22 protein-coding genes, 1 tRNA gene and 8 pseudogenes are annotated in these 23,992 nt (G+C 69.3%); 24 read left to right on the top strand and 7 right to left on the bottom strand.

Annotated features, from left to right (window positions below; all coding sequences use genetic code 11):
• Window positions 1-44: 44 nt before the first annotated feature.
• From tpiA to BW737_RS12700, 11 genes and pseudogenes are all read left to right on the top strand, one after another.
• Window positions 45-822 (top strand): annotated as a pseudogene (gene tpiA / locus BW737_RS12750) (triose-phosphate isomerase).
• Window positions 823-1,043: 221 nt separating this feature from the next.
• A pseudogene (secG, locus tag BW737_RS12745) lies at window positions 1,044-1,225 on the top strand (preprotein translocase subunit SecG).
• A 66-nt stretch (window positions 1,226-1,291) separates the two neighbouring features.
• Window positions 1,292-2,230: pseudogene (xerD, locus tag BW737_RS12740) on the top strand (site-specific tyrosine recombinase XerD); the annotation flags it as partial.
• An 88-nt stretch (window positions 2,231-2,318) separates the two neighbouring features.
• A pseudogene (locus BW737_RS12735) lies at window positions 2,319-3,181 on the top strand (ParA family protein).
• Complete coding sequence (locus tag BW737_RS12730; protein WP_086614477.1) at window positions 3,171-4,037, top strand: segregation and condensation protein A; 867 nt, start codon at window positions 3,171-3,173, stop codon at window positions 4,035-4,037. The pseudogene BW737_RS12735 and the gene BW737_RS12730 overlap by 11 nt, the downstream one beginning before the upstream one ends.
• Complete coding sequence (scpB, locus tag BW737_RS12725; protein WP_257210820.1) at window positions 4,034-4,672, top strand: SMC-Scp complex subunit ScpB; 639 nt, start codon at window positions 4,034-4,036, stop codon at window positions 4,670-4,672. Before BW737_RS12730 ends, scpB begins: the two co-directional genes overlap by 4 nt.
• Window positions 4,669-5,628: a pseudouridine synthase gene (locus tag BW737_RS12720; RefSeq protein WP_086614478.1), complete on the top strand. Its 960-nt coding sequence runs from the start codon at window positions 4,669-4,671 to the stop codon at window positions 5,626-5,628. Before scpB ends, BW737_RS12720 begins: the two co-directional genes overlap by 4 nt.
• A pseudogene (locus BW737_RS12715) lies at window positions 5,625-6,787 on the top strand (prephenate dehydrogenase). Before BW737_RS12720 ends, BW737_RS12715 begins: the two are co-directional and overlap by 4 nt.
• A gap of 12 nt (window positions 6,788-6,799) precedes the next feature.
• Window positions 6,800-7,735, top strand: coding sequence for a ketopantoate reductase family protein (locus BW737_RS12710; protein WP_086614479.1), 936 nt, complete (start codon window positions 6,800-6,802; stop codon window positions 7,733-7,735).
• A 132-nt stretch (window positions 7,736-7,867) separates the two neighbouring features.
• Window positions 7,868-10,025: pseudogene (gene der, locus BW737_RS12705) on the top strand (bifunctional cytidylate kinase/GTPase Der).
• A 215-nt stretch (window positions 10,026-10,240) separates the two neighbouring features.
• Window positions 10,241-10,939, top strand: coding sequence for a HEAT repeat domain-containing protein (locus BW737_RS12700; RefSeq protein ID WP_086614480.1), 699 nt, complete (start codon window positions 10,241-10,243; stop codon window positions 10,937-10,939).
• Between the two features lie 212 nt (window positions 10,940-11,151).
• Here BW737_RS12700 and BW737_RS12695 read toward each other — a convergent pair whose 3' ends face one another.
• Window positions 11,152-11,754 carry a DNA-3-methyladenine glycosylase I gene (locus BW737_RS12695; protein WP_086614481.1) on the bottom strand — a complete coding sequence of 201 codons (603 nt, stop codon included), beginning with the start codon at window positions 11,752-11,754 and terminating at the stop codon, window positions 11,152-11,154.
• Window positions 11,755-11,797: 43 nt separating this feature from the next.
• On the opposite strand from BW737_RS12695, the pseudogene pgi reads away from it, so the two are divergent.
• The 5 genes and pseudogenes from pgi (at window position 11,798) to BW737_RS12675 (ending at window position 14,960) form a co-directional block, all read left to right on the top strand.
• Window positions 11,798-13,450, top strand: a pseudogene (pgi, locus tag BW737_RS12690) (glucose-6-phosphate isomerase).
• Between the two features lie 33 nt (window positions 13,451-13,483).
• Window positions 13,484-13,687: a hypothetical protein gene (locus BW737_RS15775; RefSeq protein ID WP_143233388.1), complete on the top strand. Its 204-nt coding sequence runs from the start codon at window positions 13,484-13,486 to the stop codon at window positions 13,685-13,687.
• Window positions 13,684-13,995 (top strand): rhodanese-like domain-containing protein, encoded by a 312-nt coding sequence (locus BW737_RS12685; RefSeq protein WP_257210819.1) that lies wholly within the window; start codon window positions 13,684-13,686, stop codon window positions 13,993-13,995. Before BW737_RS15775 ends, BW737_RS12685 begins: the two co-directional genes overlap by 4 nt.
• 153 nt (window positions 13,996-14,148) lie before the next feature.
• Window positions 14,149-14,222: transfer RNA gene (locus BW737_RS12680), tRNA-Pro, on the top strand.
• Between the two features lie 105 nt (window positions 14,223-14,327).
• Window positions 14,328-14,960 carry a GyrI-like domain-containing protein gene (locus BW737_RS12675; RefSeq protein ID WP_086614483.1) on the top strand — a complete coding sequence of 211 codons (633 nt, stop codon included), beginning with the start codon at window positions 14,328-14,330 and terminating at the stop codon, window positions 14,958-14,960.
• Between the two features lie 38 nt (window positions 14,961-14,998).
• Here the strand turns inward: BW737_RS12675 and BW737_RS12670 are convergent, their stop codons facing one another.
• From BW737_RS12670 to BW737_RS12655, 4 genes are all read right to left on the bottom strand, one after another.
• On the bottom strand, window positions 14,999-16,249 hold the full coding sequence (locus BW737_RS12670; RefSeq protein ID WP_257210818.1) for an MFS transporter: 1,251 nt from the start codon (window positions 16,247-16,249) through the stop codon (window positions 14,999-15,001).
• A gap of 142 nt (window positions 16,250-16,391) precedes the next feature.
• Window positions 16,392-17,126 (bottom strand): SDR family NAD(P)-dependent oxidoreductase, encoded by a 735-nt coding sequence (locus BW737_RS12665; protein WP_086614484.1) that lies wholly within the window; start codon window positions 17,124-17,126, stop codon window positions 16,392-16,394.
• Window positions 17,127-17,153: 27 nt separating this feature from the next.
• Window positions 17,154-17,693: an HXXEE domain-containing protein gene (locus tag BW737_RS12660; protein WP_086614485.1), complete on the bottom strand. Its 540-nt coding sequence runs from the start codon at window positions 17,691-17,693 to the stop codon at window positions 17,154-17,156.
• Window positions 17,690-18,196: an HXXEE domain-containing protein gene (locus tag BW737_RS12655; protein WP_086614486.1), complete on the bottom strand. Its 507-nt coding sequence runs from the start codon at window positions 18,194-18,196 to the stop codon at window positions 17,690-17,692. The genes BW737_RS12660 and BW737_RS12655 overlap by 4 nt, the downstream gene beginning before the upstream one ends.
• A 108-nt stretch (window positions 18,197-18,304) precedes the next feature.
• On the opposite strand from BW737_RS12655, the gene BW737_RS18805 reads away from it, so the two are divergent.
• Together BW737_RS18805 and BW737_RS18800 are read left to right on the top strand one after the other, a co-directional pair.
• Window positions 18,305-18,715 carry a helix-turn-helix domain-containing protein gene (locus tag BW737_RS18805; protein WP_257210817.1) on the top strand — a complete coding sequence of 137 codons (411 nt, stop codon included), beginning with the start codon at window positions 18,305-18,307 and terminating at the stop codon, window positions 18,713-18,715.
• Window positions 18,700-19,008, top strand: coding sequence for a TetR-like C-terminal domain-containing protein (locus BW737_RS18800; protein ID WP_476723626.1), 309 nt, complete (start codon window positions 18,700-18,702; stop codon window positions 19,006-19,008). The genes BW737_RS18805 and BW737_RS18800 overlap by 16 nt, the downstream gene beginning before the upstream one ends.
• A gap of 83 nt (window positions 19,009-19,091) precedes the next feature.
• Here BW737_RS18800 and BW737_RS12645 read toward each other — a convergent pair whose 3' ends face one another.
• Both BW737_RS12645 and BW737_RS15770 read right to left on the bottom strand, forming a co-directional pair.
• The gene (locus BW737_RS12645) at window positions 19,092-19,355 is read right to left on the bottom strand and encodes a DUF2283 domain-containing protein (RefSeq protein WP_180272217.1); all 264 of its coding nucleotides are present in this window, start codon (window positions 19,353-19,355) and stop codon (window positions 19,092-19,094) included.
• The gene (locus BW737_RS15770; RefSeq protein WP_143233387.1) at window positions 19,327-19,659 is read right to left on the bottom strand and encodes a DUF4258 domain-containing protein; all 333 of its coding nucleotides are present in this window, start codon (window positions 19,657-19,659) and stop codon (window positions 19,327-19,329) included. Before BW737_RS15770 ends, BW737_RS12645 begins: the two co-directional genes overlap by 29 nt.
• A gap of 344 nt (window positions 19,660-20,003) precedes the next feature.
• Here BW737_RS15770 and BW737_RS17070 point away from each other — a divergent pair, with 344 nt between their 5' ends.
• From BW737_RS17070 to BW737_RS12620, 6 genes and pseudogenes are all read left to right on the top strand, one after another.
• On the top strand, window positions 20,004-20,474 hold the full coding sequence (locus BW737_RS17070; RefSeq protein WP_218961920.1) for a linear amide C-N hydrolase: 471 nt from the start codon (window positions 20,004-20,006) through the stop codon (window positions 20,472-20,474).
• On the top strand, window positions 20,459-20,902 hold the full coding sequence (locus BW737_RS17065) for a linear amide C-N hydrolase (RefSeq protein WP_218961919.1): 444 nt from the start codon (window positions 20,459-20,461) through the stop codon (window positions 20,900-20,902). The genes BW737_RS17070 and BW737_RS17065 overlap by 16 nt, the downstream gene beginning before the upstream one ends.
• A 191-nt stretch (window positions 20,903-21,093) precedes the next feature.
• Window positions 21,094-21,282: pseudogene (locus tag BW737_RS20070) on the top strand (MarR family transcriptional regulator); the annotation flags it as partial.
• A 194-nt stretch (window positions 21,283-21,476) separates the two neighbouring features.
• On the top strand, window positions 21,477-22,067 hold the full coding sequence (locus BW737_RS12630) for an ROK family protein (RefSeq protein ID WP_086614489.1): 591 nt from the start codon (window positions 21,477-21,479) through the stop codon (window positions 22,065-22,067).
• Window positions 22,049-22,303, top strand: coding sequence for an acetate and sugar kinases/Hsc70/actin family protein (locus BW737_RS12625; RefSeq protein WP_086614490.1), 255 nt, complete (start codon window positions 22,049-22,051; stop codon window positions 22,301-22,303). Before BW737_RS12630 ends, BW737_RS12625 begins: the two co-directional genes overlap by 19 nt.
• Window positions 22,304-22,656: 353 nt before the next feature.
• Window positions 22,657-23,937, top strand: a complete 1,281-nt coding sequence (locus BW737_RS12620) for an extracellular solute-binding protein (RefSeq protein WP_218961918.1) — start codon at window positions 22,657-22,659, stop codon at window positions 23,935-23,937.
• Window positions 23,938-23,992: the final 55 nt, after the last annotated feature.

Raw genomic sequence — 23,992 nt, 5'->3', positions numbered from 1 at the left:
CACACAGAGGATTCCCGCGAGGGAACACGGATAAGGAAACGCAGATGAGCAACCGCACCCCGCTGATGGCGGGCAACTGGAAGATGAACCTCGACCACCTCGAGGCCAACCACCTGGTGCAGGGCCTGGCCATGGCCCTGAGCGACGCCGGCCACGACTACTCCAAGTGCGAGGTCCTGGTCATCCCACCGTTCACGGACATCCGCACCGTGCAGACGATCGTCGAGGCCGACTCGCTGGACATCAAGTACGGCGCCCAGGACGTGTCCATCCACGACAACGGCGCCTACACCGGCGAGATCTCCACCGCCATGCTCACCAAGCTCGGCTGCAGCTACGTGGTCATGGGCCACTCCGAGCGCCGCGAGTACCACGGCGAGTCCGACGAGCTGGTTGGGGCCAAGGCCCGCAAGGTCCTGGACGCCGGCATGACGCCGATCCTGTGCTGCGGCGAAGCCTCGAGGTCCGCAAGGCCGGCACTCACGTGGACTTCGTGCTCGGCCAGATCCGCGCTGCCTGGCAGGCTGGTCGGCCGAGGACGTCGCCAAGATCGTCATCGCCTACGAGCCCATCTGGGCCATCGGCACCGGTGAGACCGCCACCGCCGAGGACGCTCAGGAGGTCTGCGGCGCCATCCGTGAGGCTCTGCGCGCCGACTACGGAGACGCCACCGCCGACGCCACCCGCGTCCTGTACGGCGGCTCCGCCAAGCCCGCCAATATCAAGGAGCTCATGGCGCAGCCCGACATCGACGGCGCCCTCGTCGGCGGTGCCTCGCTGAAGGCCGACTCCTTCGCGCAGATGGCCGGCTTCTACGCCTGACCCCAATCACGCGTAGACGGCAGGTGCGCCCGGCCCCCTCGTTGGGGCCGGGCGCACGCGCATACACGGGGGAGGGGATCGGGTAGAGTCGCCCACGAAGCGGCGGGCCGCCTGGCCGCCGCCGGGCCCGAACCGGCCGAATCGACAACGAAGGGAACCGCGTGGGCACGCTGACGATCATCCTGCAAGTGCTGCTGGTGCTGTCCAGCTTCTTCCTGATCATGACGATCCTCATGCACAAGGGCAGGGGCGGCGGCCTTTCGGACATGTTCGGCGGCGGCATCACCTCCTCCGCCGGTTCCTCCGGCGTGGCCGAGCGAAACCTCAATCGCATCACCATCGGCGTCGCCTGGTATGGGCCGCCACCATCGTCGGCCTGGGCCTGCTGGCCCGCTTCGCCTGAACGGACGAGGCCGCCACGAAACCAGCCGTCGACACCTCACGCCCGGGGGCCGACCCCCGCGGGGACGCCCTCGAGCGGGCCCGCGCCGGCTACCTCGCCCATCTGCGGGTGGAGCGCGGGCTCAGCCCCAACACGCTGGCCGCCTATGAGCGCGACCTGGGCCGCTACGCCGATTTCCTGCGCGCCCGCTCGATCCGTACCCCCGCCGCGGTCGCCGAGACGGACGTGGCCGCCTTCCTGGAGGCGCTGCGCACCGGTGCCGACGGCGGCCGCCCTCTGGCCGCCTCCTCCGCCTCCCGCACGGTCACCGCGGTACGCGGCTGGCACAAGTTCCTGCACGCCGAGGGCGTCACCGACGCCGACCCCTCCGCCGCCGTGCGCCCGCCCCAGGTGGGGCGGCGCCTGCCCAAGGCCCTCACCGTCGACGAGGTACGTCGCCTGCTGGAGGCCGCCAACACTGACGACTCTCCGGTGTCCTTGCGCGACCGCGCCCTGCTGGAGCTGCTGTACGCGACCGGCGCCCGCATCTCCGAGGCCGTCGGGCTGGTGATCGATGACCTGGACGCCGACTCCGGCTGCCTACGCCTGTTCGGCAAGGGCCGCAAGGAGCGGATCGTGCCCATGGGGCAGTTCGCCTGGGAGGCCCTGGACGCCTACCTGGTGCGGGGCCGCCCCGTGCTGGCCGCCCGGGGCAGGGGAGTGCCCGAGGTATTCCTCAACACCCTCGGCCGGCCCCTGTCACGCCAGTCCGCCTGGGCGGTGCTGCAGCAGACGGCCCAGCGCGCCGGGCTCACGGGCACCGGCGCGGAGGAGGAACGACACATCTCCCCGCACACGCTGCGCCACTCCTTCGCCACCCATCTGCTCGCCGGCGGCGCGGACGTGCGCGTGGTGCAGGAGATGCTCGGCCACGCCTCGGTTACCACCACCCAGATCTACACCAAGGTCACCGTCGACCACCTGCGCGAGGTGTACGCCACCAGCCACCCGCGCGCCCGCGGCTGACCGCGATGGGCGTTCACCGGGACGGTCGCCGCGCCCCGCGCGGCCTCTTCGACTAGGCTGCCCGTGTGAGTGACGCGAAACAGCCCGGCTGATCGACCCGCCCGATACCCCCGCCGAGGACCAGCAGGAGGAAGTGGAGAAGACCTTCCCCGTCCCCGCGCCACTCGACTCACACGGCCCGGCCCGCGTCATCGCCATGTGCAATCAGAAGGGCGGCGTCGGCAAGACCACCACCACCATCAACCTGGGGGCCGCCCTGGCCGAGTACGGGCGCCGAGTGCTGATCGTGGACTTCGACCCGCAGGCGCGGCCAGCGCCGGCCTGGGCGTCAACGCCCATGAACTGGACCAGACCGTCTACGACATGCTGGTGGCCGCTCGCCCCGACGTGCGCTCGATCATTCACCACACCTCCGTGGAGGGCCTGGACCTGGTCCCCGCCAACATCGACCTGTCCGCCGCCGAGGTCCAGCTGGTGGGGGAGGTCGCCCGCGAGCAGGCCCTCGCCCGGGTGCTGCGGCCCGTCCTGGACGAGTACGACGCCATCATTGTGGACTGCCAGCCGTCGTTGGGCCTGCTGACCGTCAACGCCCTCACCGCCGCCCACGGCGTCATGATCCCCCTGGAGACCGAGTTCTTCGCCCTGCGCGGGGTGGCCCTGCTGGTGGAGACCGTGGACCGGGTCCGCGACCGCATCAACCCGCGCCTGCAGATCGACGGCATCCTGGCCACCATGGTGGACCCACGCACCCTGCATTCCAGGGAGGTGCTTGAGCGCCTATGCGAGGCCTTCGGAGACAAGTTATTCGACACGCAGATCCGCCGCACCGTGAAGTTTCCTGACGCCTCGGTCGCCAGCGAGCCCATCACCAGCTACGCCCCCAGCCACCCGGGCGCCGAGGCCTACCGGCGCCTGGCCCGGGAGGTCATTGCGCGCGGCAATGTCGCCTGATTCCCGCTCCGGGAGCGTCCCATCGGCCGCCTCCCAGCCGCCGCTGGACGGTGCCGCCCAATCCGACACCGCGGCGCGGGTACAGCTGCCCGGCTTCAGCGTCAACCTGCCTCAGTTCGAGGGGCCCTTCGACCTGCTGCTCACCCTGATCGCCCGCAAGCGCTTGGACATTACCGAGCTGGCCCTGGCGGAGGTCACCGACGAGTTCATTGCCTACATGCGCGCCGACGGCGACCTGGGGCACGCCAGCGAGTTCCTGGTCGTCGCCTCCACGCTGCTCGCCCTCAAGGCTCACCGGCTGCTCCCGCACGACCCCGATGAGGCCGACGAGGACATGGAGCTGCTGGAGGCCCGCGACCTGCTGTTCGCTCGGCTGCTGCAGTACCGCGCCTACAAGGAGGCGGCGGCCGCCTTCCGCACTCGCGCCGAAACCGCCTCCCGCACCCATCCGCGCGTGGTCGCCCTGCCCCCCGAGCTGGCGGCGCTGCTGCCCCGGCTCGTGGCCACCATCGACGCCGAGAACCTGGCTCGCATCGCGGCCGACGTGTTCACCCGTCCCCGCGACCCGGGCGTGCAGACCGTGCACCTGCACGAGCGCGTCCCGGTTGGGCAGCAGCTGCGCATCCTTGCCGATCGGCTGCGGCGGGCCGGCACCCTGACCTTCACCGAGCTGACCGCGGACGCGGGCCGCACCGCCGTCGTCGTCGCCCGCTTCCTTGCCCTGTTGATCATGTACCGGCAGGGCGGTGTTGAGCTGGCCCAGGATGCCCCCATGGAGGAAATCACGGTCACCTGGCGCGGCGAGGTGGAAGCGGGCGGCATGACCGGCACCGAACTGGAGGAGGAGTTCGCATGAGCACCCCGGAGTCGTCACCCATGGCCGCCCGGCTGCCCGTACCCGTATCGGACGAGGAGCTGCGTGCCGCCGTCGAGGCGGTGCTGGTGGTCACCGACGAGCCGGTCACCGCGGCCGCCTTGGCCGCGGTTCTGGACCGGGAGGAGGCCGTCGTCGAAGCGCTGTTGGAATCCCTGGCCGCCGAGTACGCCGGCGAGGCGCCGACCGCCGGTGACGTGCGGGCGCGCGGCTTCGTGCTGCGCCGCGCCGCCGGTGGCTGGCGGCTGGCCTCGGCACCCAGGTTCAGCGACCTGGTGGAGCGCTTCGTCATCGGCGGCGCCACCGCCCGCCTGTCGCAGGCGGCCCTGGAGACTCTGGCTGTGATCGCCTATCGACAGCCCGTCACCCGCGGCCGGATCGCGGCCATCCGCGGCGTCAACGTCGACGGCGTGGTGCGCACCCTGCACGCCCGCGGCCTGATCGAGGAGGCGGGCAGCGAATCCACCGGCGCCATCCTGTACCGCACCACGGGCGAATTCCTGGAGTACCTGGGCCTGGACTCGCTGGACGACCTGCCTCCCCTGGCACCCTACCTGCCCGACACCTCCGCCCTGGGAGACATCGAAGACGAGATCAGCGGGAGAATACTGCCGTGAACGCAAGCCAGGACCACCGCGACGAGCGCACGGACGCCGTACTGGACTTCGGCGCCGAGGAGTTCTACGACGATGACGACCTCGAAGAAATCGACTACGAGACCGACGCGCACGGTACCGCCCACGCCGCTGCTGCCGGCGACGCCTATCAGGACGACCACCCGCGTCCCGAAGATCCCTACGTTGCGGGCGGGCAACGGCTGCAGAAGGTGCTGGCCCACGCCGGCCTGGGCTCACGGCGCGTATGCGAGCAGCTGATCGCCGGCGGGAGGGTGAGCGTGGACGGGGTGCGGGTCACCGAGCCCGGAGTGCGCGTGGATCCCAGTACTCAGGAGATCCGCGTGGACGGCTCCCGGGTGCTCACCGATCCCGACGTCATCACGATCATGCTGCACAAGCCCGCCGGCGTGGTCACCACCATGGAGGACCCGCAGGGACGGCCCACCGTCGCCGAGTACGCCGCGCGGTACCTGGCCGAGCACGCCGAACAGCTGGGCGGAGCGGAGAAGGCCGCCGCGCTGCGGCTGGTGCATGTGGGCCGGTTGGACGCGGACACCGAGGGGCTGCTGCTGCTGTCAAACGACGGCGAACTCACCCACCGACTCACCCACCCCAGCTACGAGGTCGCCAAAACCTACGTGGCCGTGGTCAAGGGCCGGGTCGGCGCGGGCCTGCCGCGGCGGCTCAGGCAGGGCGTCGAGCTGGAGGACGGGCCGATCGCCGCCGACCGGGCGGTGGTCAAGGACTCCTCGCCCAATGCCTCGATCATGGAGATCACCCTGCACTCTGGCCGCAACCGGATCGTGCGCCGCATGCTGGCCGCCGTCGGCCACCCGGTGATCCGCCTGTCCCGCACCCGCCTGGGCCCCCTTACCCTGGGTTACCTGCGGCCCGGCGCCATGCGGGCCCTGACCGGCGCCGAGGTCAGTGCCCTACAGCGGGAGGTGGGCCTGTGAGCGCCGCCGGAAATCCGTCTGCTCCGCTCGCCACCCGGGGGCCGGTGCTGGTAGTCGGCACCGGCCTGCTGGGCACCTCCCTGGCGCTGGCGCTGACCGCTGCCGGCGTGGAGGTGCAGCTGGCCGACACCTCACCCACCTCCCTGGCGCTCGCCCGCGACATGGGCGCCGGACAGGTGCGCGACGAGCACAGCCCCGAGCCAACCCTGATCGTGGTGGCCACCCCGCCGGACGTGACCGCGCAGGTTGTGTTGCGTGAGCTGACGGCCCACCCGGGCGCGGTCGTGACCGACGTCGCCAGCGTCAAGGCACGTATCGCCGCCGAGGTGCGCCGCCACGGTGGGCCGGGTGCGCGCCGCTATGTCGCTCCCACCCCATGGCCGGGCGGGAGCGCTCCGGCGCCGGTGCCGCCGACTCCGACCTGTTCGCCGGCCGCCCCTGGGTGGTGGTCGCCGACGGCGCCGCCCCGGAGGCCGAACTGGCGGTGCGCAACCTGGCCGTCGACGTCGGCGCCACCCCGGTGCGTATGAACGCCGCCGAGCACGACGCCGCCGTGGCTGCCGTCAGTCACGTGCCGCAACTGGTCAGCTCCCTGCTGGCCGCGCGGCTGGAGACCACCCCCGAGAACGCGCTGGGCCTGGCCGGGCAGGGGCTGCGGGACACCACCCGTATCGCCGCCTCCGATCCCAGACTGTGGTCGGCCATCGTGGTTGGCAACGCCGGGCCGGTGGTGGAGATGCTGCGTCAGCTGCGCGGCGACCTGGATGTCCTCATCGCCGGGATATCTCCGGCCGCCGTCGACCCCGGCGACCCCGCCTACACCGCGGCGGGGGACGCCGCCACCATTGCCCCGGGCGCCGTCGGCGCCATCACCGACGTGATGACCCGCGGCAACGCCGGACAGGCCCGCATCCCCGGCAAGCACGGCGGGGCTCCACGCCGCTACGCGCAGGTGCAGGTGCTGGTGCCCGACTCCGCCGGCTCGCTGGGCCGGCTGTTCTCCGACGTCGGCGAGGCCGGCGTGAACATCGAGGACTTCGCCATGGAGCACTCGCCCGGCCAGAGCGCCGGTCTGGCGATGCTCTCGGTGATGCCTGCCGCCGCGCAGGGACTGGAGGACGCCCTGGACGCCCGCGGCTGGCGCGTGGTCGTGGCCTGACGGCGGTGCAGCATGCGCATCCTGATCATCGGGGCGGGAGTGATCGGCCTGAGCTACGGCTGGCTGCTCAGCCGAGACCACCAGGTGGTGGTCATGGCCCGCCCGCATCGTGCGGAGCAGCTGCGAGCCGGCGTGCAGATGCGGCTGCACCGTGCCGGCGGCGGGCGGCGGGGCAGGCCATCCCTGGTCGGCCGGTTCCGGCCCGGGGTGGTCGACGAGCCCGTCGACGCCGACCTGGCACTGGTGGCGGTGGACCGCACCCGCTTGGGCGAGCTGCTTCCCATGCTTGAGCCGCTGGTCGGAAGCACGCCGCTGCTGTTCATGCTCAACCACTGGGACATCGTCGGGGAGGTGTCCTCGTGGCTGGCTCCCGGGCACTACTGTGTCGGCTTTCCCGGCCAGATCGGGGGCGGGCATACCGCGGAGGGGATCGAGGCGACGCTCTTCGACCGGGGCACGCGCCTGGAGGCCGGCGCTCGGGGCAGGCGCGCGCTCCCGGACCGGATCGACTCGGCGCTGGCGGCGGCGGGGCTGAAGGTCAAGCGGGAGCGGGACATGCCCGGCTGGCTCGCCGTGCACTACCTGCAGCAGTCGCTCACGCTCGGCCCGCTGCTGGAGGCCGGCGGCTACGACCGGTTGTGCGCCGATGACGCCGCGTTAAGACGCATGGTGCTGGCGTTGCGAGAAGGAGTGGCCGTATGCCGGGCGCGGGGCATTGCCACCGGCCGGATAATGCCTGCGCCGCTGGTGCGGCTTCCGGCGGGAATGGTTGCCGCGGGCCTGGGTCGCATGTTCTCCCAACCCGATACGCGCCGCATGGTGCTGGCCCATCTGGCTCACGGCCGTGCCGAATGGAGGGCCGGCTTCTTCGAAGTGCTGGCGGCCGGCAACCGTCTCGGGGTGCCCATGCCGATATGGGATAGCTACTCCTCCCTGGTCGCGGGCTGAATCGGATGCCGCTGGGCTGTGGGCGGACTCATCCGCTGCGGATCCGCGCCCGGCCGCGCGATTGTGCGACGCTTACCCCTTGAGGCCGACGGGGCTCACCGGAGCCCGCGGGGTCGAACGTTGGAGGAGCACATGGGAATCGTCGTCGCCATCGATGGGCCGTCCGGGTCCGGCAAGTCCACCGTGTCCAAGCGCGTAGCCGCCGCACTGGGACTGGCCTACCTGGACACCGGTGCCATGTACCGGGCGGCCGCCTGGTGGTGCGAGCGTCTCGGCATCGACCTGGACGACGCCGAGGCCGTCACCCACGCCGTGCAGTCCATGCCGCTGGATATGGGCCTGGATCCCGAGGCGCCGGGCGTGACCTGCGACGGCGTGGACGTCGCCGAGGCGATCCGCGACCCGCACATCTCCACCGTGGTCTCCAAGGTCGCCACCAACCTGGACGTGCGCGCCGAGATGGCCCGGCTCCAGCGGCAGATCATCCGCGCCGAGGCGAGCGACCTGGCCGGATCCTTCTCCCACGGGGCCGGCATCATCGCCGAGGGGCGCGACATCACCACCGTCGTCGCCCCCGACGCCGACGTGCGCCTACTGCTGACCGCCAGCGAGCAGGCCCGGCTGGAGCGCCGCGCCGCCGACCTGGACGCCGCCGGCAAGGCCGTGGACGCCGCCGCCCTGCGCGACCAGGTGGTGCGCCGCGACCGCGACGACGCCACCGTCTCCCAGTTCCTCACCGCCCCCGAGGGCGTCACCCTCGTCGACACCTCGGAGCTGACCCTGGACGAGACCGTCGTCCACGTCACCGAACTGGTGGCGCAGGCGCGTGCCGAGGCCGCCGAGCGCGAGCAGCTGGAAGAGTCCCGGGCCGACGCCCTGCGCTCGGGCCTGGACGACTACGAACTCGACGAGGAGGACCGGGCCCTGCTGGCGGGGGAGGAGATCCCCGCCGCCGAGGCGGGCCTGGACGCGGGCCTGCCGGTGCTGGCCGTCGTCGGCCGCCCCAACGTCGGCAAGTCCACCCTGGTGAACCGCGTGCTGGGCCGCCGGGAGGCCGTGGTGCAGGACGTGCCCGGGGTGACGCGCGACCGCGTCTCCTACTCGGCCGAGTGGGCGGGCAAGCGCTTTACCATCGTCGACACCGGCGGCTGGGAGATCGACGTGGCCGGCCTGGACGCCGCCGTCGCCGCCCAGGCCGAGGCCGCCGTCGACCTGGCCGACGCCGTACTGCTGGTGGTGGACGCCCGCGTGGGCGTCACCGAGGCCGACGACCGCATCGTCAAGATGCTGCGCCGCTCCGGCAAGCCCGTGGTGTTGGCGGCCAACAAGGTCGATTCTCCCGTGCAGGAGGGCGATGCCGCCGCCCTGTGGGCGCTGGGCCTGGGGGAGCCCTACGCCGTCTCTGCGCTGCACGGCCGCGGCAGCGGGGAGCTGTTGGACGCCGCCGTCGCCATTCTGCCGGAGGTGTCCGCCGTGGCGGGCCCGGCCCCAGCGACGACCTGCACCGCATCGCCCTGGTAGGCGCCCCAACGTCGGCAAGTCCTCCCTGCTGAACCAGCTCGCCGGCAGCGAGCGTGTGGTGGTCAATGAGCTGGCTGGCACCACCCGCGATCCGGTGGACGAGGTGGTGGAGTTCGACGGCCGCGAGTGGGTGCTGGTGGACACTGCCGGTATCCGCCGTCGCATTCGGCAGGCGCGCGGCGCCGACTACTACGCGGTGCTGCGCACTCAGGGGGCCGTGGAGAAGGCCGAGGTGGCGGTGGTCCTGCTGGACGCCTCCGAGGCCATTACCGAGCAGGACATCCGCGTGATCCAGCAGGTGGTGGATGCCGGGCGCGCCCTGGTGATCGTCAACAACAAGTGGGACCTGGTGGATGAGGACCGCCGCAAGCAGCTGGAGTGGGAGGCCGAGCACGAGCTCGCCCACGTGGACTGGGCGCCGCGCATCAACCTCTCCGCGCGTACCGGCTGGCACACCAACCGGCTGGCGCGCGCCCTGGACACGGCCCTGGCCGGCTGGAACACGCGTGTGCCCACGGGGCGGCTCAACGCCTTCCTGGGTGAGCTGCAGGCGGCCAGCCCGCACCCGGTGCGGGGCGGTAAGCAGCCGCGCATCCTGTTCGCCACACAGGTGCAGGCCGCCCCGCCGCGCATCGTCATCTTCACCACCGGCTTCCTGGACGCCGGCTATCGGCGCTTCATTGAGAACCGGTTGCGCGAGGAGTTCGGCTTCGCCGGCACCCCCATCCAGATCGGCGTGCGCGTGCGGGAACGCCGCCAGCGGCGCTGAGGGCGGCTTCGCCCGGGCGTGAAAGCGCGTCGGGCCCGGCAGAATGTCCAGGATCGGCATTAACGCCGGATTCGGCTGCCTAGGGTGATTTCGCATCCGCGTGATTCCAACGATTCCAGAGCTGCGCCTTGAGGCCGCGGGCTTGTTCGTGCCGATTTCGGACATTCCTGCGTTCCAGTTGCCCTGCACGCCGTCGCGACGTAGCGTTTGGAGGCATGGTCGACACAACGTTGTGGCTGGCTGAGCTCAAGGCATTGGAGGCCGCCGAGTGGCCTGCGTACCTGAACCAGCGCTCGGGGCTTCCCGGCCCCCGCGCGAACATCGAGTTGATCGCGGTGGTCGCGCGGGCGGCCGATCCAAGCGTGATCGAAGTACTGCTGGCCGACGACGGTGAGTACACCGCTGCGTGCGCGGCCGCGGCACTTGGCTACCGGGCCGCCGATGCGGCCTTCGAACGGCGGGCTCGGGAGCTGGCCAAAGACGAGCGCTGGCGCGTGCGCGAGGCCGTCACCATCGGCCTGCAGCTGCTGGGCGACTCCGACCTACCAACACTGGTCTCCCTCGTCCGGGCATGGGCCGACGACGAAGACCCGTTGGTGCAGCGCGCGGCCGCAGTGGCGATCTGCGAGCCGCGGCTGCTGCGCACCGAGGAGGCGGCTCGGATCGCCATCGAGGTGTGCCAGCGCACCACCGACCGCCTCATCGCGCTGCCGGTGCAGGACCGCAAGGCTCCTGCGGCCAGGACGCTGCGCAAGTCCCTGGGCTACTGCTGGAGCGTGGCCGTGGCGGCCGACCCCGGCGCGGGCCTCCCCGTATTCGCAGCGCTCGACACCGCGGACCCCGACGTCGCGTGGATCGTGACCCAGAACCGGCGCAAGAAACGCCTGTCCAAGCTTCTGGACAACCCTGGCTAACCCCGGAGCGGTGCTGCCGGGGCGGCTCGGCATGTCAACGGACCGGCGATGTCAAGATCGATGACAAACGCTAGGGAAGCGCTCTTCTACGCCACTCGGCACCCGCATGGTTTCAACGTTTTTTGAAGCGCCTTGAGCGCTGCGGATTTCGTTTGTCATCGATTTTGACAGCAAGAGCGTGCTGGCGCCGGGAAGCACGTGACCTCCGCTCGCTAGCCCCACACGCCGGATGAGCCACGCCGCCAGGAGCCCACCAGGTGAGTATCCACGATGCCGATGGCCTCCATGAGTGCGAACGCCGTCGTCGGGCCCACGAAGCGGAAGCCCAGGCGCTTGAGTCTCCGGGCCAGCGCCTCCGACTCCGGTGAGCGCGTGGGCACCTCCGCCAGGGTGCGCGGGGCGGGGGTGGATGCCGGCCGGTAGGACCACACCAGGCCCGCCAGCCCGCCGTCGACGTCGTCGGCCTCCCGCAGGGCGACCGTGGCCCGGGCGTTGTTTATGGTCGCCAGCACCTTGGCCCGGTTGCGCACGATCCGAGCGTCGGCCAGCAGCCGGGCGACGTCGTCGTCCCCGAAGGCGGCCACCGCCTCCGGCCGGAAGTCGGCGAAGGCTTCCCGGAAGGCGGGTCGCTTGACCAGGATGGTGCGCCAGGAAAGGCCCGACTGGAAGGCCTCGAGGCTGAGCCGCTCGAACACGCCGCGCTCGTCGCGCACGGGCATGCCCCACTCGGTGTCGTAGTACTCGCGCAGCAGCGGGTCTCCCGCCGCCCACGCCGGCCGTGCCAGGCCGTCCGCGCCAATCACCAGGTCGCTCATGCGGTAACCGTAGCGGACGGCCTAGACTGGCCACATGTCGACAATGCAGACACCGGTTGACCCCACTACCACGGCCGCCTGGAAGCGCCTCACGGAGCTGCACCAGGCCATGGAGCCCGACCTGCGCGCCTGGTTCGCGCAAGACCCGCAGCGCGCCGAGCGCTACTCCTACGAGATGGGCGACCTGTTCGTCGACCTGTCCAAGAACTTCCTGACCGATGAGGTCCGCGACGCCCTGGTCGAGCTCGCCGAGGCCGTGGACGTGCCCGGCCGCCGCGACGCCATGTACGCCGGCGAGCACATCAACGTCACCGAGGACCGCGCGGTCCTGCACACCGCCCTGCGCCGGCCCGCCACCGACTCCCTCACCGTGGACGGCCAGGACGTGGTCGCCGACGTGCACGAGGTTTTGGACAAGATCTACGCCTTCGCCCGCCGCGTGCGCTCGGGGGAGTGGACCGGCGTGACCGGCAAGCCCATTAAGACGGTTGTCAACATCGGCATCGGCGGCAGCGACCTGGGGCCGGTCATGGTCTACGAGGCCCTGCGCCCCTATGTGCGCGACGGCCTGGAGGCCCGCTTCATCTCCAACATCGACCCCAACGACTGCGCCGAGAAGGTCTCCGACCTGGACCCGGAGACCACCCTGTTCATCATTGCCTCCAAGACCTTCACCACCCTGGAGACCCTCACCAACGCCCGCATGGCCCGCACCTGGCTGCTGGAGGCGCTTGCCGCGCGCGGCATCAGCACCGATGGTGCCGTCGCCAAGCACTTCGTGGCCGTGTCCACCGCCCTGGACAAGGTGGAGCCTTCGGCATCGACCCGCCAACGCCTTCGGCTTCTGGAACTGGGTGGGCGGCCGCTACTCGGTCGACTCCGCCGTCGGCACCGTGCTGGCCGTGACCGTCGGCCCGGAGAACTTCGCCGACTTCCTGTCCGGCTTCCATGCCGTCGACGAGCACTTCGCCACCAAGGCGCCGGCTGAGAACGTGCCCATGCTCATGGGCCTGCTCAACGTCTGGTATGTGAACTTCTTCCAGGCCGCCTCCCACGCGGTGCTGCCCTACGCCCAGTACCTGCACCGCTTCCCGGCCTATCTGCAGCAGCTGACCATGGAGTCCAACGGGAAGTCCGTGCGCTGGGACGGCAGCCCCGTGGTGGCCGACACCGGCGAGATCTTCTGGGGCGAGCCCGGCACCAACGGCCAGCACGCCTTCTTCCAGCTGCTCCACCAGGCACCCGGCTCATCCCCGCCGACTTCATCACCGTGGCCAACCCGGCCCACCCGGTCAAGGACGGCGAGGTGGACGTGCACGAGCTGCTGCTGTCTAACTTCCTGGCCCAGACCGCCGCCCTCGCCTTCGGCAAGACCGCCGAGGAGGTGCGCGCCGAGGGTACCCCGGAGGCGATCGTCCCGGCCCGCGTGTTCACCGGCAACCGGCCGACGACGTCGATCCTGGCCCCGGCCCTCACCCCCGCCGTCGTCGGGCAGCTGATTGCCCTGTACGAGCACATCACCTTCACCGAGGGCATTGTGTGGGGCATTGACTCCTTCGACCAGTGGGGTGTGGAGCTCGGCAAGAAGCTCGCCCTGGAGATCGCCCCCGCAGTGCGGGGCGATGAGGCCGCCTACGCCGCCCAGGACGCCTCCACCCGGCAGCTCATTGACCGCTACCGGGGATTGCGTAACTGAACGCGGTGCCGACACTCCCGTAGAGGCACTGTCGTGAACGCGGGGGAGACCTTCTCCTCGCTGATCGACGACACCGACGGCTTCCCCACGCGCTACCTGCTGGGGGATGCCGGCGTGCTCGGTGTTCTGCCCTGTGCGGCTCCCAGCCAACCATCACCCGACTGGTGGACTATGAAGACCTCTGCGGCACCCGGCCGTGGCAGGAGCAGGAGACTCAAATGCAGGAGAGCACCATGAACACGATCACCGCCGCCGAGCTGCGTGCCCGCATCGCCGGGGGCGAGCTGCCCGGACAGGAGTACACGCTGCTGGACGTGCGCGAGCCGCACGAGGTCGAGCTCGAATCGATCGACGGTGACGTGCACATCCCCCTCGACCAAGTGGTGGAGCGCCGTGGCGAACTGGACCCCAGCAGGGAGCTGATTGTCTACTGCGCCGGAGGCATCCGTTCCGCCCGCGCCATTGAGGCGCTTGAGGCTGCCGGCTACGGTGGCCCCATGACCAACCTGGAAGGCGGCATCAAGGCCTGGAGCGCCTCCGCCTGACTCGCGAGACCGGCACTTATGACGTACCGGTGCGAGTGAGGTGTGGAAAGAACAAAGGGGACGGTGAGCGGCGTCACCGCCTGCGGATTTCGACGGCGGAGCCGGATGGGATATGGTCTTCCCTGTTCGCACGAGGCACCAGCCGCGAGCGGACGGGCTGTGGCGCAGCTTGGTAGCGCACTTGACTGGGGGTCAAGGGGTCGTGGGTTCAAATCCCGCCAGCCCGACTGAGAACCCCGGAATGAAGGCACTTCGTTTCGGGGTTTCTGCGTTTTTCAATGCCTCGCAGAGACCCGTCGATCCGACCGATGCAAGGAAGCAGCAGGTGCGACATGGCCTTTGACTACAAACGGGAGTACAAGGAGTACTACGCCCCGCCCAGGCGGCCGGGCATCGTGGACGTCCCCGCCATGAACTTCATCGCCGTGCGCGGCAGCGGGGACCCCAACCGCGAGGACGGGGAGTACCAGCAGGCAATCAGCCTGCTGTACGCCGTCGCCTTCACGATCAAGATGAGCAAGCGTGCCGGGCACCTCATGGACGGGTACTTCGATTACGTGGTTCCGCCGCTGGAGGGCTTCTGGTGGCAGGAGGGCGTCGGCGACGTCGACTACGCCCACAAGGAGCGCTTCGAGTGGATCGCCGCCATCCGGTTGCCCGACTTCGTGACCGAGGCCGAGTTCGCCTGGGCAATTCAGGAGGCGACGCGCAAGAAACGCACCGACTTCTCCCGAGTCGAGTTCATGCCCCTACAGGAGGGGCTGTGTGTGCAGTGCCTGCACGTGGGCCCCTACGACGACGAGCCCGCCACGGTGACGCTCATGCACGAGTTCGCGCAGTCGGAGGGTTATGTCCCGGACTTCTCCGACGTGCGGCGTCACCACGAGATCTACCTCAGCGACGCCCGGCGGGTTGCCCCCGAGCGGTTGCGCACGGTGATCAGGCACCCCGTCCGGCCGGCCTGAGTGCTTACTCCGGCCGGGGTGCCGCCGATGTGCGGCTGCTAGTCGACCGTGCGGATGCGGGTAACGCAGATAGCACCGAGCACGCAGACGGTGGCGGCCATCAGATACAGACCCGTGTAACCACCCATGTGGGTGACGACGGGAGCAGCGATAACTGGCGCCAGCACCTGCGCGCCGGCGGAGGCGATGTTGATGATCCCCAGGTCCCGGGCGGCGTCGCCGGAACTTGGCAGGACCTGGGTGACCAGGGCGAAGTCCACGCTGGTGAAGGCGCCGAAGCCGATCCCGAGGATGACGGCGCCGACGATCGCGCCGATCCAGTTCTGGGTGAGCGCCAGGTCCAGCGCCGCCAGTCCCGTGACCAGCGCGGCCACAATTACGAAGGGCTTGCGCCGTCCCAACCGGTCGGACCAGATGCCGCCGGACACGGTGGAGCCGAAAACGGCGACGGCGTAGATGCCGGTGAGGATGAAGACGCCGGTGGCGGCGGCGGCCTCCATGCCGACGGCGTCCATGAGGTAGTAGAGCAGGTAGAGCGTGCCCGTGGAGTTGCCCAGGTTGACTAGGAAACGGGTCAGCCACGCCCAGCCGAAGTCCGGGTAGGAGCGCAGCGGGGGTACGAAGCCGGCGAGGATGTGCCGCAGCGACGGGCGCGGGGCGCCGTCGGGCAGCTGCAGGTCGCGGGCGTTGAGCACGTGCGGGACGCCGAGGACAACCACCAGCACGGCCAACACCAGGTAGCCGGTGTGGGTTCCACCTGCCGCGGCGGCGATGCCGGCGCCCATCACCAGGCCGGCGGTCTGTGCCACGCCGATTAGCCCGGAGACCAGCCCGCGCCGGTTCACCGGCACCTGGTCGGTAACCGAGGCGTTCAGGGCGGCGTAGGCGGCGTTGAGGAAGCCCTGCACCAGGCACCAGCCCAGGATCATCATTCCGACCGAGTTCGCCGAGGCGAGGATGAGCAGGCCGACGGTGCCCAGGGCCAGGCCGCCGGCGATCCAGGGCAGGCGGCGTCCGAAGCGGCCGGAGGTGCGGTCGGACAGGGCGCCGAAGATCGGGTTGCCGAGCGTGGATACCAGCGCGCCCAGCCCGGTCACCAGGGACAGCACGGCCTCCTTATGGTCGGGGGCGAGCTGCGAGGCCTGCAGTCCTAGGAGCACCTGGATGGGACCGAACCAGGCGGAGAACAGTCCGAGCATGGTCAGGGTCAGCGTCAGGGACCAGGAACGGGGAGGCATCTGTTCGGGGGAGGCGTCGGAGGCGACGCCGCGAGCGGTGAGGGTTGGCATGCGGGCAATCTAGGACGTCAATCGTGTACCACCAGGCCGGGACGTGCCGCGGCTGCCGGGTCGAGACCGTCGTGCAATGGTCTTGGAGCTGGACGGCGGCAGGAAGACGGTCCTGTGAGTTCGTCTATGCCCGTGGCGGTGCCTAGCCGAGCGGCGTTCCCGTCGCCTGCTTCAGCGCTGCCAACAGGCGGTCCTGGAACTCCATGTCGGTCACCCGGCGGTCGGGGGTCTGGGTGCGCTGGTGGTGCCAGTAGGCGCTGGTGTGGGTGCGGGGGTCCTCGCCGAGGGCCAGCCAGGCCTGGGTATGGTGCCCGGCCTCCAGGTTATCCGGGGCGCCGGCGCCGCCCATGCGGGTGGGCACCCAGCCGGGGTCGACGGCGTGGGCGTGCGTGTCCGGGCGGATCCGGCCCACCGCGGCTGCCAACGTCGTCACCAGCAGCTTGGAGTCCGAGTACGACGCCGTCGGCCGCGCACCCGTCCAGTCCATCCCGGCCAGGCGGGCGGTATTGAGGCGAGCCCCACGGTGCATGCTGGAGGAGAGATACACATGCCGCTGCGCGGGTACGAGCGCGGTGAGCAGATACGGAGCCACCACGTTGACGGGCAGGACCAGGCGCTCGTCCATGGTGCCGGCATTGTGGATGACGGCGTCTACGCCGCCCAGGCGAGCTACCTGCTCGGCCACGCGGTGTACCCCGGCCTGGTCGGCCAGGTCCCCGACGACGCCGGGAACCTCCTGGCCCAGGGCGCGACCGACGGCGTCGAGCTGTTCCTGGCGGCGCACGTGTGCCACCACCTGCGCCCCGGCGGCGAGCAGGTCGCCCAGGGCGCCCAGCCCCAGTCCGGTACTCGTTCCGGTCACCAGTACACGTGTCACGCCGGCCTCTTCTGTCTTCCCATCCGGTCAGGGCTTAACTGTCACAGTACCGCTAGCCGGCCGGGCGATGGCGAGAAGTAGCTCAGCCCCGGTGTGCGCGGCGCACAGCACCGGCAGTGAGGCGGCCACCCCGGCGACCGACACCCGCGACGGCACGCCGGCACGCCTGAGCGTGCGGCGCGCCCATGCCCCGTAGGCAATCACGGCCGGCGCGGTCAGCGCCCCGGAGACGTAGCCGCGGCCGGCTGCGCACGCCGCCAGGTGGACGAAGCCGTGTAGTCCCCAGGCGGCCGCAGCGTTCTGAAACCAGGCCGAGCGGCCTCCACTGCGGTACCCGGCTAGCGAGGCGCCCACCCAGTGGATTCCGATCAGCGCGATCGCCAGGTTCACGTGCGCCTGGCTCCAGCCGTCGCGGCGCACTCGCTCCGTCAACGGCACCCAGCGCGGCGCCCGCCGCAGCAGCCTGGCGGAGGAGGCGCGGTAAGTGGCCAGCTCCTCGGAGTCATTGAGCAGGTAGCAGATAGCCAGTCCCAGGGTGGCCGCGTCCAAAGGGCTTGGGCGTCTCATGCTGCAGACTTTCGCCAGCGCCGGGCGGCCAGGTATCCCGCACTGTGCAGCGCGACGCCGACGACGGGGAAGGCCGGAATGGTCCACCGGGCGGACTTCGGTTCGACGCCGTCCTGCCGCAGCGCCGCTTTGGCGAAGCGCCAGAACGGCAGTACCACGGGCAGAGCGGTGGCGCAGCCGGGCGTGTAACCGCGGGCTATCGCCGCCGACCCCAGGTGCATGAAGGCGTGCATGCCGTAGCCGTAGAGCATCGCCTGGTAGAAGGTCGAGCGGCCGCGGGTGCGGTAGCCGTCCACGGAGGCCGCCGCCATCAGCACCCCCATCAGACTCAGGGCCACGTACACCTGATCGCGGGAGAACCCGCGCAGGCGCACCTCCTCGGGCAGGAACGGCAGTAAGCGCATATAGGGATGGGCACGGCCCGGCATGGTCGCGTACTCCTCCAAGTCGTGGGCGAGCCAGGAGAAGAACAGTCCCGAGGTCGCCAGATCCACCTTGTCCATGAGTCCTCCCAACATTACGCAACCATCAGTTGCGCAACCAAGAGTAGCGGAAGTCGGGCGCGGATGGAAGAATTGCGTGCGAGGTGGTGACGGGAGAAGGAGGATGCCGTGGCTGACCAGCCAGACGACAGGGGTGAGGCGGATGGCGTGACTGACCAGCCAGACGACAGGGGTGAGGCGGACTACGGGTCCGCGGCGCGGACCGATACTACTCGGCGCAGAAGCGTGGGCCGCGGCGGACGCCCGCGCGACACCGCCCTGGACAAGCGCATTCTGCAAGAGACCTTTGCCTTGCTGACCGAGAGGGGTCTGCACGGCCTGCGCGCCGACCAGGTGGCCGCGCGTGCCGGGGTCCCCAAGTCCACGATCTACCGGCGCTGGTCATCTCTGGCGGAGCTCGCCGTCGACGCCGTCGACGCCGCCCTGGGCCCCCGCGAGTTCCGCCGGGGGAGGACCCGCTGGAGGACCTTGCCCACATCGTCATCCATACGTGGCAGCTGCTCATGCGCCCGCCCCTGACGACGGCGCTGCCCGGGCTCGGCGTGGAGCTCGCCGGACATCCGCAGGCGGCCGCTGCGTACCGGGAGCGCGTGATCGCGCCGCTCCGCAACGGGGCGATCGACGCCATCGCCCGCGCGGTGGCCGCCGGGCAGTGGGACGGACCGGATCCGGATACTGCCGTGGATATGCTGGTGGGCACATTCGTGTACCGGCTGGCCTACCTCGGCCAGGCGCCGGAGCTGGACGAGGTGTTCCGCGTGGCCGAGCTGGTCGCCGGGCGGGCGCTGCCCAGGGGTACCTTGGCGCCATAGGCGGCGCGGCCGGCTGCGGTCGTCGTGGCCGACAGACCGGTCCGCGGTCGCATCGTCGAATCGGAGGCGGAACGCGGATCTAATCACAGCGAGTGTCTGAGCGTTGGCAACAGCTTCGCGAGGTACGGCTCGTCGCCCTTACGTATATGCAGCTGACGGTACAGGTCGGTGAGCGGGAGAGGAGCGGAGAGATCCAGGATCTCGATGCCAACCGCAACACCGTACTCGTCGAAGTCAACCAGGAACGCGTCCGAGAACTCCTCGGTGTAGGCAACAGGGTCGTGCGAGAGCTTGACGTAGCAGGCGCCGACTGCCGGGTCAACGGTGATCGTGCGAGTCTTGTCCATGTTGGTGGTTCTCCATCGGCCGTCTCGTCCGCCCACGGTTCCCGGAGACGGCGGTGGGAGGTGACAGGTAGCAGGTAATGATCGTGACGTGCCCGGTGGCATCCGGTGGGTCGGAGGCCACCACGACGGTTCGTAAGCCGTCGCAGTTGGGGCAGATCACATACTTCTTGCGTCCCTGCTGTTCGCCAGGGGTCACGCAGGTGGGATGGTTCAGGGCCGAGTCGAGTTGCTCGCGGGTAATGCCCCTTTCCCGGCTGCGCGAGGCGCCGTGACCGGAGAAGGAGTAGGTGATTGTCACGTCCACTCACGCCTCATGAGCGAGTCGCCCACCGTCATAAGCCTGTCTCCTGGGTCGGCGCGTACTCGGCAAGGAAAGCATGGACAAGCTCAAGCATGCACCCAGCATATGCCTTCGTAGATGTATTGGGGAGGGTGTGCTGGCCATGCACGCCGAAGGTGAAATGGTCCGTTTACCGCACCCCGGAAAACCGCAGCCTAATTTCATGGTTCTCCCAGATAACCGCGTCTGCCGTATCGAATTGGTGAAATCTCGCACATTGCAGAGTGTGGCGTACTAAATTGCTGCCAGAGGCCCGGCCGGCACCTCAAAGTCAACTTGTCAACGCTCAACCTTGAAAAGAGGGTCCCATGTGCACGGGAATCAGGTTCACGGACAGTGAAGGCAATATGTACTTCGGGCGCAACTTGGACTGGAGTACGTCTTACGGCGAGCGCATCGTGGTGGTCCCGCAGGGCTTCTGGATCCGCTCGGAGTTCTCCGACGGCGCTCCGGCCGCCCATGCGGTCATCGGCATGGGTATCGTCTTCGAGGACTACCCGCTGTACTTCGACTGCGGCAATGACGCCGGCCTGGCGGTCGCCGGGCTGAACTTCCCCGGCTATGCCTGCTACCAGGACGGGCCCGTGGCGGGCAGGACGAATGTGGCCGCCTACGAGTTTCCGCTGTGGGTCGCCGCCAACTTCACCACCGTCGACGAGGTCGAGACGGCGCTCGCGAACACCGCGATTGTGGCCAAGCCGGTCAGTGAGAACCTCGCGTCTCCCTGCTCCACTGGATCATCGGGGATGGGACGCGCAGCATCGTGGTGGAGTACATGAAGGACGGCATGCACATTCACCACGATCTGGTCGATACCCTCGCCAACCAGCCGACATTCGACTGGCATATGGAGAATCTACGCACGTTCATCACTGCCACCGGCGATCTCCCGGATTCCGCCAGCTGGCGCGATGCGACCCTTTCTCCCTTCGGCTCTGGGGCTGGAATGCGGGGAATTCCAGGGGACTATTACTCGCCGTCGCGATTCGCCAAGGCGGCGTTCCTGAACGCCCATTATCCGGTCAAGGACAATGAGGCGGAGAATGTGTCCCGGCTGTTCCACACGCTCGGCAATGTCTCCATGGTCGACGGCGCCGCCATGATGTCCAATGGCGTATACGAGCGCACGCTCTATACCGGCTGCTTCTCTGCCCGGACGGCACCTACTACTACTCGACCTACGACGATCCGGCGCTGCGCTGCGTGAGCCTGGCCGAGTGTGTGGGCGCCGACGCCTCTGACCTGCTGGAGCCCGAGCCATCTGTGTGGCGGCCCTAGGGCGGCTGCCCTCCGCAATGTCGATGCGGCGTGCGTACGCTAGCCTCCCACGGGGCGGTGTTGGTCGCGGCGAACCATGACAGTCGCCCATGATGTTCGTCCCGTGGGGGAGGCGGCTCAATGCGAGTGGGTACCAACTTGGTGGACCTGGGCAGATACAACGCGAACGTTGTGGTCCACACGTTGCGTCGTCTTGGCGCCTGCAGCCAACGTGACATCGCGGCCGCCACGGGGCTGTCGGCGCAGACGGTATCGGCAATCGTGCGGGGTCTGCAGCGCCAGGGTCTGCTCGCCGAAGTCGGCACGGAGGTCAACGGGCGTGGCCGTCCCCGTACTCTGCTCAATATCGTCAGCTCGGCACGCATCGCCGTCGGCATACATGTTGATCCATCACTCACCACGGTGGTCACGCTTGATCTCGGAGGGAATGTGACCGGGTCGGCGTCGGCGCGCCGCGTCAATCCCGACGATCCTCATACGGCAATGGCTCAGGTGCTGAGACGGTGCGTCGACTCATCCGCGAGCAATCCATCGATGAACGGCGGTTGGCGGGCGCATGCCTGGCCATTCCCGGCCCGCTGGATCCGATCAGCGGCGCCCCGGACTCTCCTGCATGGCTCCCCGGTTGGAGTGCGGTGCCCCTGGGTGAGGTTCTGGGTGGTCACCTGGAGATGTCTGTTCCGGTAGTCAAGGACACTCTGGCGGCAGTGATTGGTGAGAACTGGGTGAGGGGCGGAGAGACTCTGGACTCGACCATGATCTTCGTCTACGTCGGCACGGGCACCGGGCTTGGGTTATCGATCAATGGGGAGCCCGTGCGAGGATTCTCCGGCAATAGCGGAGAGGTCGGTACCATGATGACGGCGCTCGGTTCGCGAACTCCCGGGAGACACACGGGAATGGACAATGATCCGGCCTTCATCGTCGAACGTGCGCACGGCCTGGGACTCCAGCCCGAACCGCTCCCGCAGCGCACCGACTACGATGCGGTTGAGTGGCGTCTGGAGAGGCTGTGCGCCGCGGCGACCCAGGGGGATGGCGCGCGGATGAGCTTCTGCGCGCAGCGGCCGCGCGTATGGCAGAACTGGTCATGATGGCCGTCGAGTTGCTCGACGCGGACATGGTTGTGTTCGGCGGCCCCTACTGGAAGCTGCTTGAACCCTGGTATGCCCCGGCGAGCCGCCGTGCCGTGCAGCGCCCGTCCGCCAGAGGACCGCATCCGGTCTCGATCCTGTCATCGGCGATAGGGGACAACGTCGGCGCCGTCGGCGCCGCGTCGGTTGTCCACGACAACCTGTACGTGCCCCGCCCACCCAGCTCTCGGTCCTGAGCCGCGCAACCGGCTACCCGGCATCCGCCATTCGCGCGGGAGTCCCAAGTCTGTAACACTGCGCGCCCAGCGTTGACAGCATTTAATCAGAAGTCCAGACTAATAAGTGGCGGACATCACGAAGAGGTGATGTCGGATCGTCTGGGCGTCCCCGCCGATGCGTTGCGCGCGGCGGAGCTTGCAGCAGGCGTGGGCCACACACCACGGAGGTAATGACGATTAGGTCATCCATCACACGACGGACCGCGATTCAGGGAGCGGCGCTGGCGTCGGCCTCGATCGCACTGGCGGCCTGCGCATCCCGAGATAGGAGTACATCCGGATCCACCTCAGGCGCTGTCACCCTGACCATCATGACCAACGCGATCGCCGGCGGGAAGAACGCCGCGGAGGCCGACTGGATCGCAGACTGGGTAATCCCCGAGTTCACAGCCGCCCAGCAGGAGGCCGGCAGATCGGTCGAGGTCGTCTTCGAGGCGCAGGGGGTCGACGACGAGGACTACAAGACCAAGGCGGCGCTCGACTTCCAATCCGGTAAGGGAGCCGACGTCGTCGGGCTCGATGGAATCTGGATCGGCGAATTCGCTCAAGCCGGCTATATCAAGCCGCTGGAGGAGATCGCCGGGGACACCGTGACATCTTGGGACGGATGGGAGCAGATTCCCGAGGCGGTCCAACAAGCCGCATCCTTCGAGGGACGACGCTACGGCGTGCCGCAGGGCGCCGACGGACGCGTTATCTACTACAACCGGGACGTCTTCGAACGAGCGGGACTGCCCACCGACTGGCAGCCAGCATCCTGGGATGACATTCTCCAGACTGCGCGCACGCTCAAGCAGCGGGTCGACGACGTCGTCCCCCTCCAGCTCAACGCCGGGACCGCCATGGGGGAGGCCACCACCATGCAGGGGTTCCTGCCCATGCTGGTCGGCACCGGACAGGCGATCTGGTCCGATGGCATGTGGGCCGGGGACACGCCCGGCATGAGGCAGGTGCTGGAGCTGTACAAGACGATCTATGTCGACGAGGAGCTCGGCGACCCCATTCTCCAGCAGGAGGCCTCCGGACGTGACGCCTCCTTCCAGGAGTTCGCCGAGGGACGCATAGCCATCCTGCTGGAGGGTGACTACTTCTGGCGCTCCGTCATCAACCCCGACGAGGCGGTCGGCACCGCCCCCATGGCCGACCGCGACACGCTGGTCGGTTACGCCAAGATCCCCGCCATGACCCCCGGCGGCGGTGTCAACGGGCAGGACTTCGTCTCCATGTCGGGCGGCACCGCGAGAGTGTTGAACCCGAACTCGGCCAACCCCGAGCTCGCCTGGGAGCTGCTTGCCTTCATGAACTCTCTGGAGGCCTTCAGAGCCCGTGCGGAGGGAACCTTGTCGATCTCGCCGCGCGACGACGTCAATGAGCAGTTGCTCGCCTCCGACCCTATGCTGTCCTTCGTTTCGGAGGAGGTCCTGCCGATCACCTCATACCGGCCCGGACTCGCGGAGTACCCGGAGGTATCGGTGCTGCTGCAGCAGGCCACGCTCGACGTGGTTACCGGCACCAGTGTCGATGAGGCCGTGAGCAGCTATGTGGCAGCGCTCGAAGACGTCGTGGGTGCCGACGCGATACGCGGAGCCTGATCGTGAGACAGGCGCGTGCCGTGCATCGGCGTCTGCGTAGGCGGGCCGAGGACGT

It is taken from the genome of Actinomyces ruminis (assembly GCF_002154335.2).
In the GTDB taxonomy this organism is placed as follows: Bacteria; Actinomycetota; Actinomycetes; order Actinomycetales; family Actinomycetaceae; genus Actinomyces; species Actinomyces ruminis.
Note: the sequence above shows the minus strand (reverse complement) of the source record. Positions and strands in the feature narration are given on the sequence as shown.

Bases quoted from the DNA above. Each gene is read 5' to 3' on its own strand.
- BW737_RS12655 (WP_086614486.1), bottom strand. From the start codon at position 18,196: ATGGACAAGGTGGATCTGGCGACCTCGGGACTGTTCTTCTCCTGGCTC.
- BW737_RS12620 (WP_218961918.1), top strand. From the start codon at position 22,657: ATGACCAACGCGATCGCCGGCGGGAAGAACGCCGCGGAGGCCGACTGG.
- BW737_RS12685 (WP_257210819.1), top strand. From the start codon at position 13,684: ATGAACACGATCACCGCCGCCGAGCTGCGTGCCCGCATCGCCGGGGGC.
- BW737_RS12710 (WP_086614479.1), top strand. From the start codon at position 6,800: ATGCGCATCCTGATCATCGGGGCGGGAGTGATCGGCCTGAGCTACGGC.
- BW737_RS12700 (WP_086614480.1), top strand. From the start codon at position 10,241: ATGGTCGACACAACGTTGTGGCTGGCTGAGCTCAAGGCATTGGAGGCC.
- scpB (WP_257210820.1), top strand. From the start codon at position 4,034: ATGAGCACCCCGGAGTCGTCACCCATGGCCGCCCGGCTGCCCGTACCC.
- BW737_RS12675 (WP_086614483.1), top strand. From the start codon at position 14,328: ATGGCCTTTGACTACAAACGGGAGTACAAGGAGTACTACGCCCCGCCC.
- BW737_RS17070 (WP_218961920.1), top strand. From the start codon at position 20,004: ATGTGCACGGGAATCAGGTTCACGGACAGTGAAGGCAATATGTACTTC.
- BW737_RS12645 (WP_180272217.1), bottom strand. From the start codon at position 19,355: ATGGACAAGACTCGCACGATCACCGTTGACCCGGCAGTCGGCGCCTGC.
- BW737_RS12695 (WP_086614481.1), bottom strand. From the start codon at position 11,754: ATGAGCGACCTGGTGATTGGCGCGGACGGCCTGGCACGGCCGGCGTGG.
- BW737_RS12660 (WP_086614485.1), bottom strand. From the start codon at position 17,693: ATGAGACGCCCAAGCCCTTTGGACGCGGCCACCCTGGGACTGGCTATC.
- BW737_RS12625 (WP_086614490.1), top strand. From the start codon at position 22,049: ATGGCAGAACTGGTCATGATGGCCGTCGAGTTGCTCGACGCGGACATG.
- BW737_RS18800 (WP_476723626.1), top strand. From the start codon at position 18,700: ATGCGCCCGCCCCTGACGACGGCGCTGCCCGGGCTCGGCGTGGAGCTC.
- BW737_RS12670 (WP_257210818.1), bottom strand. From the start codon at position 16,249: ATGCCAACCCTCACCGCTCGCGGCGTCGCCTCCGACGCCTCCCCCGAA.
- BW737_RS12730 (WP_086614477.1), top strand. From the start codon at position 3,171: ATGTCGCCTGATTCCCGCTCCGGGAGCGTCCCATCGGCCGCCTCCCAG.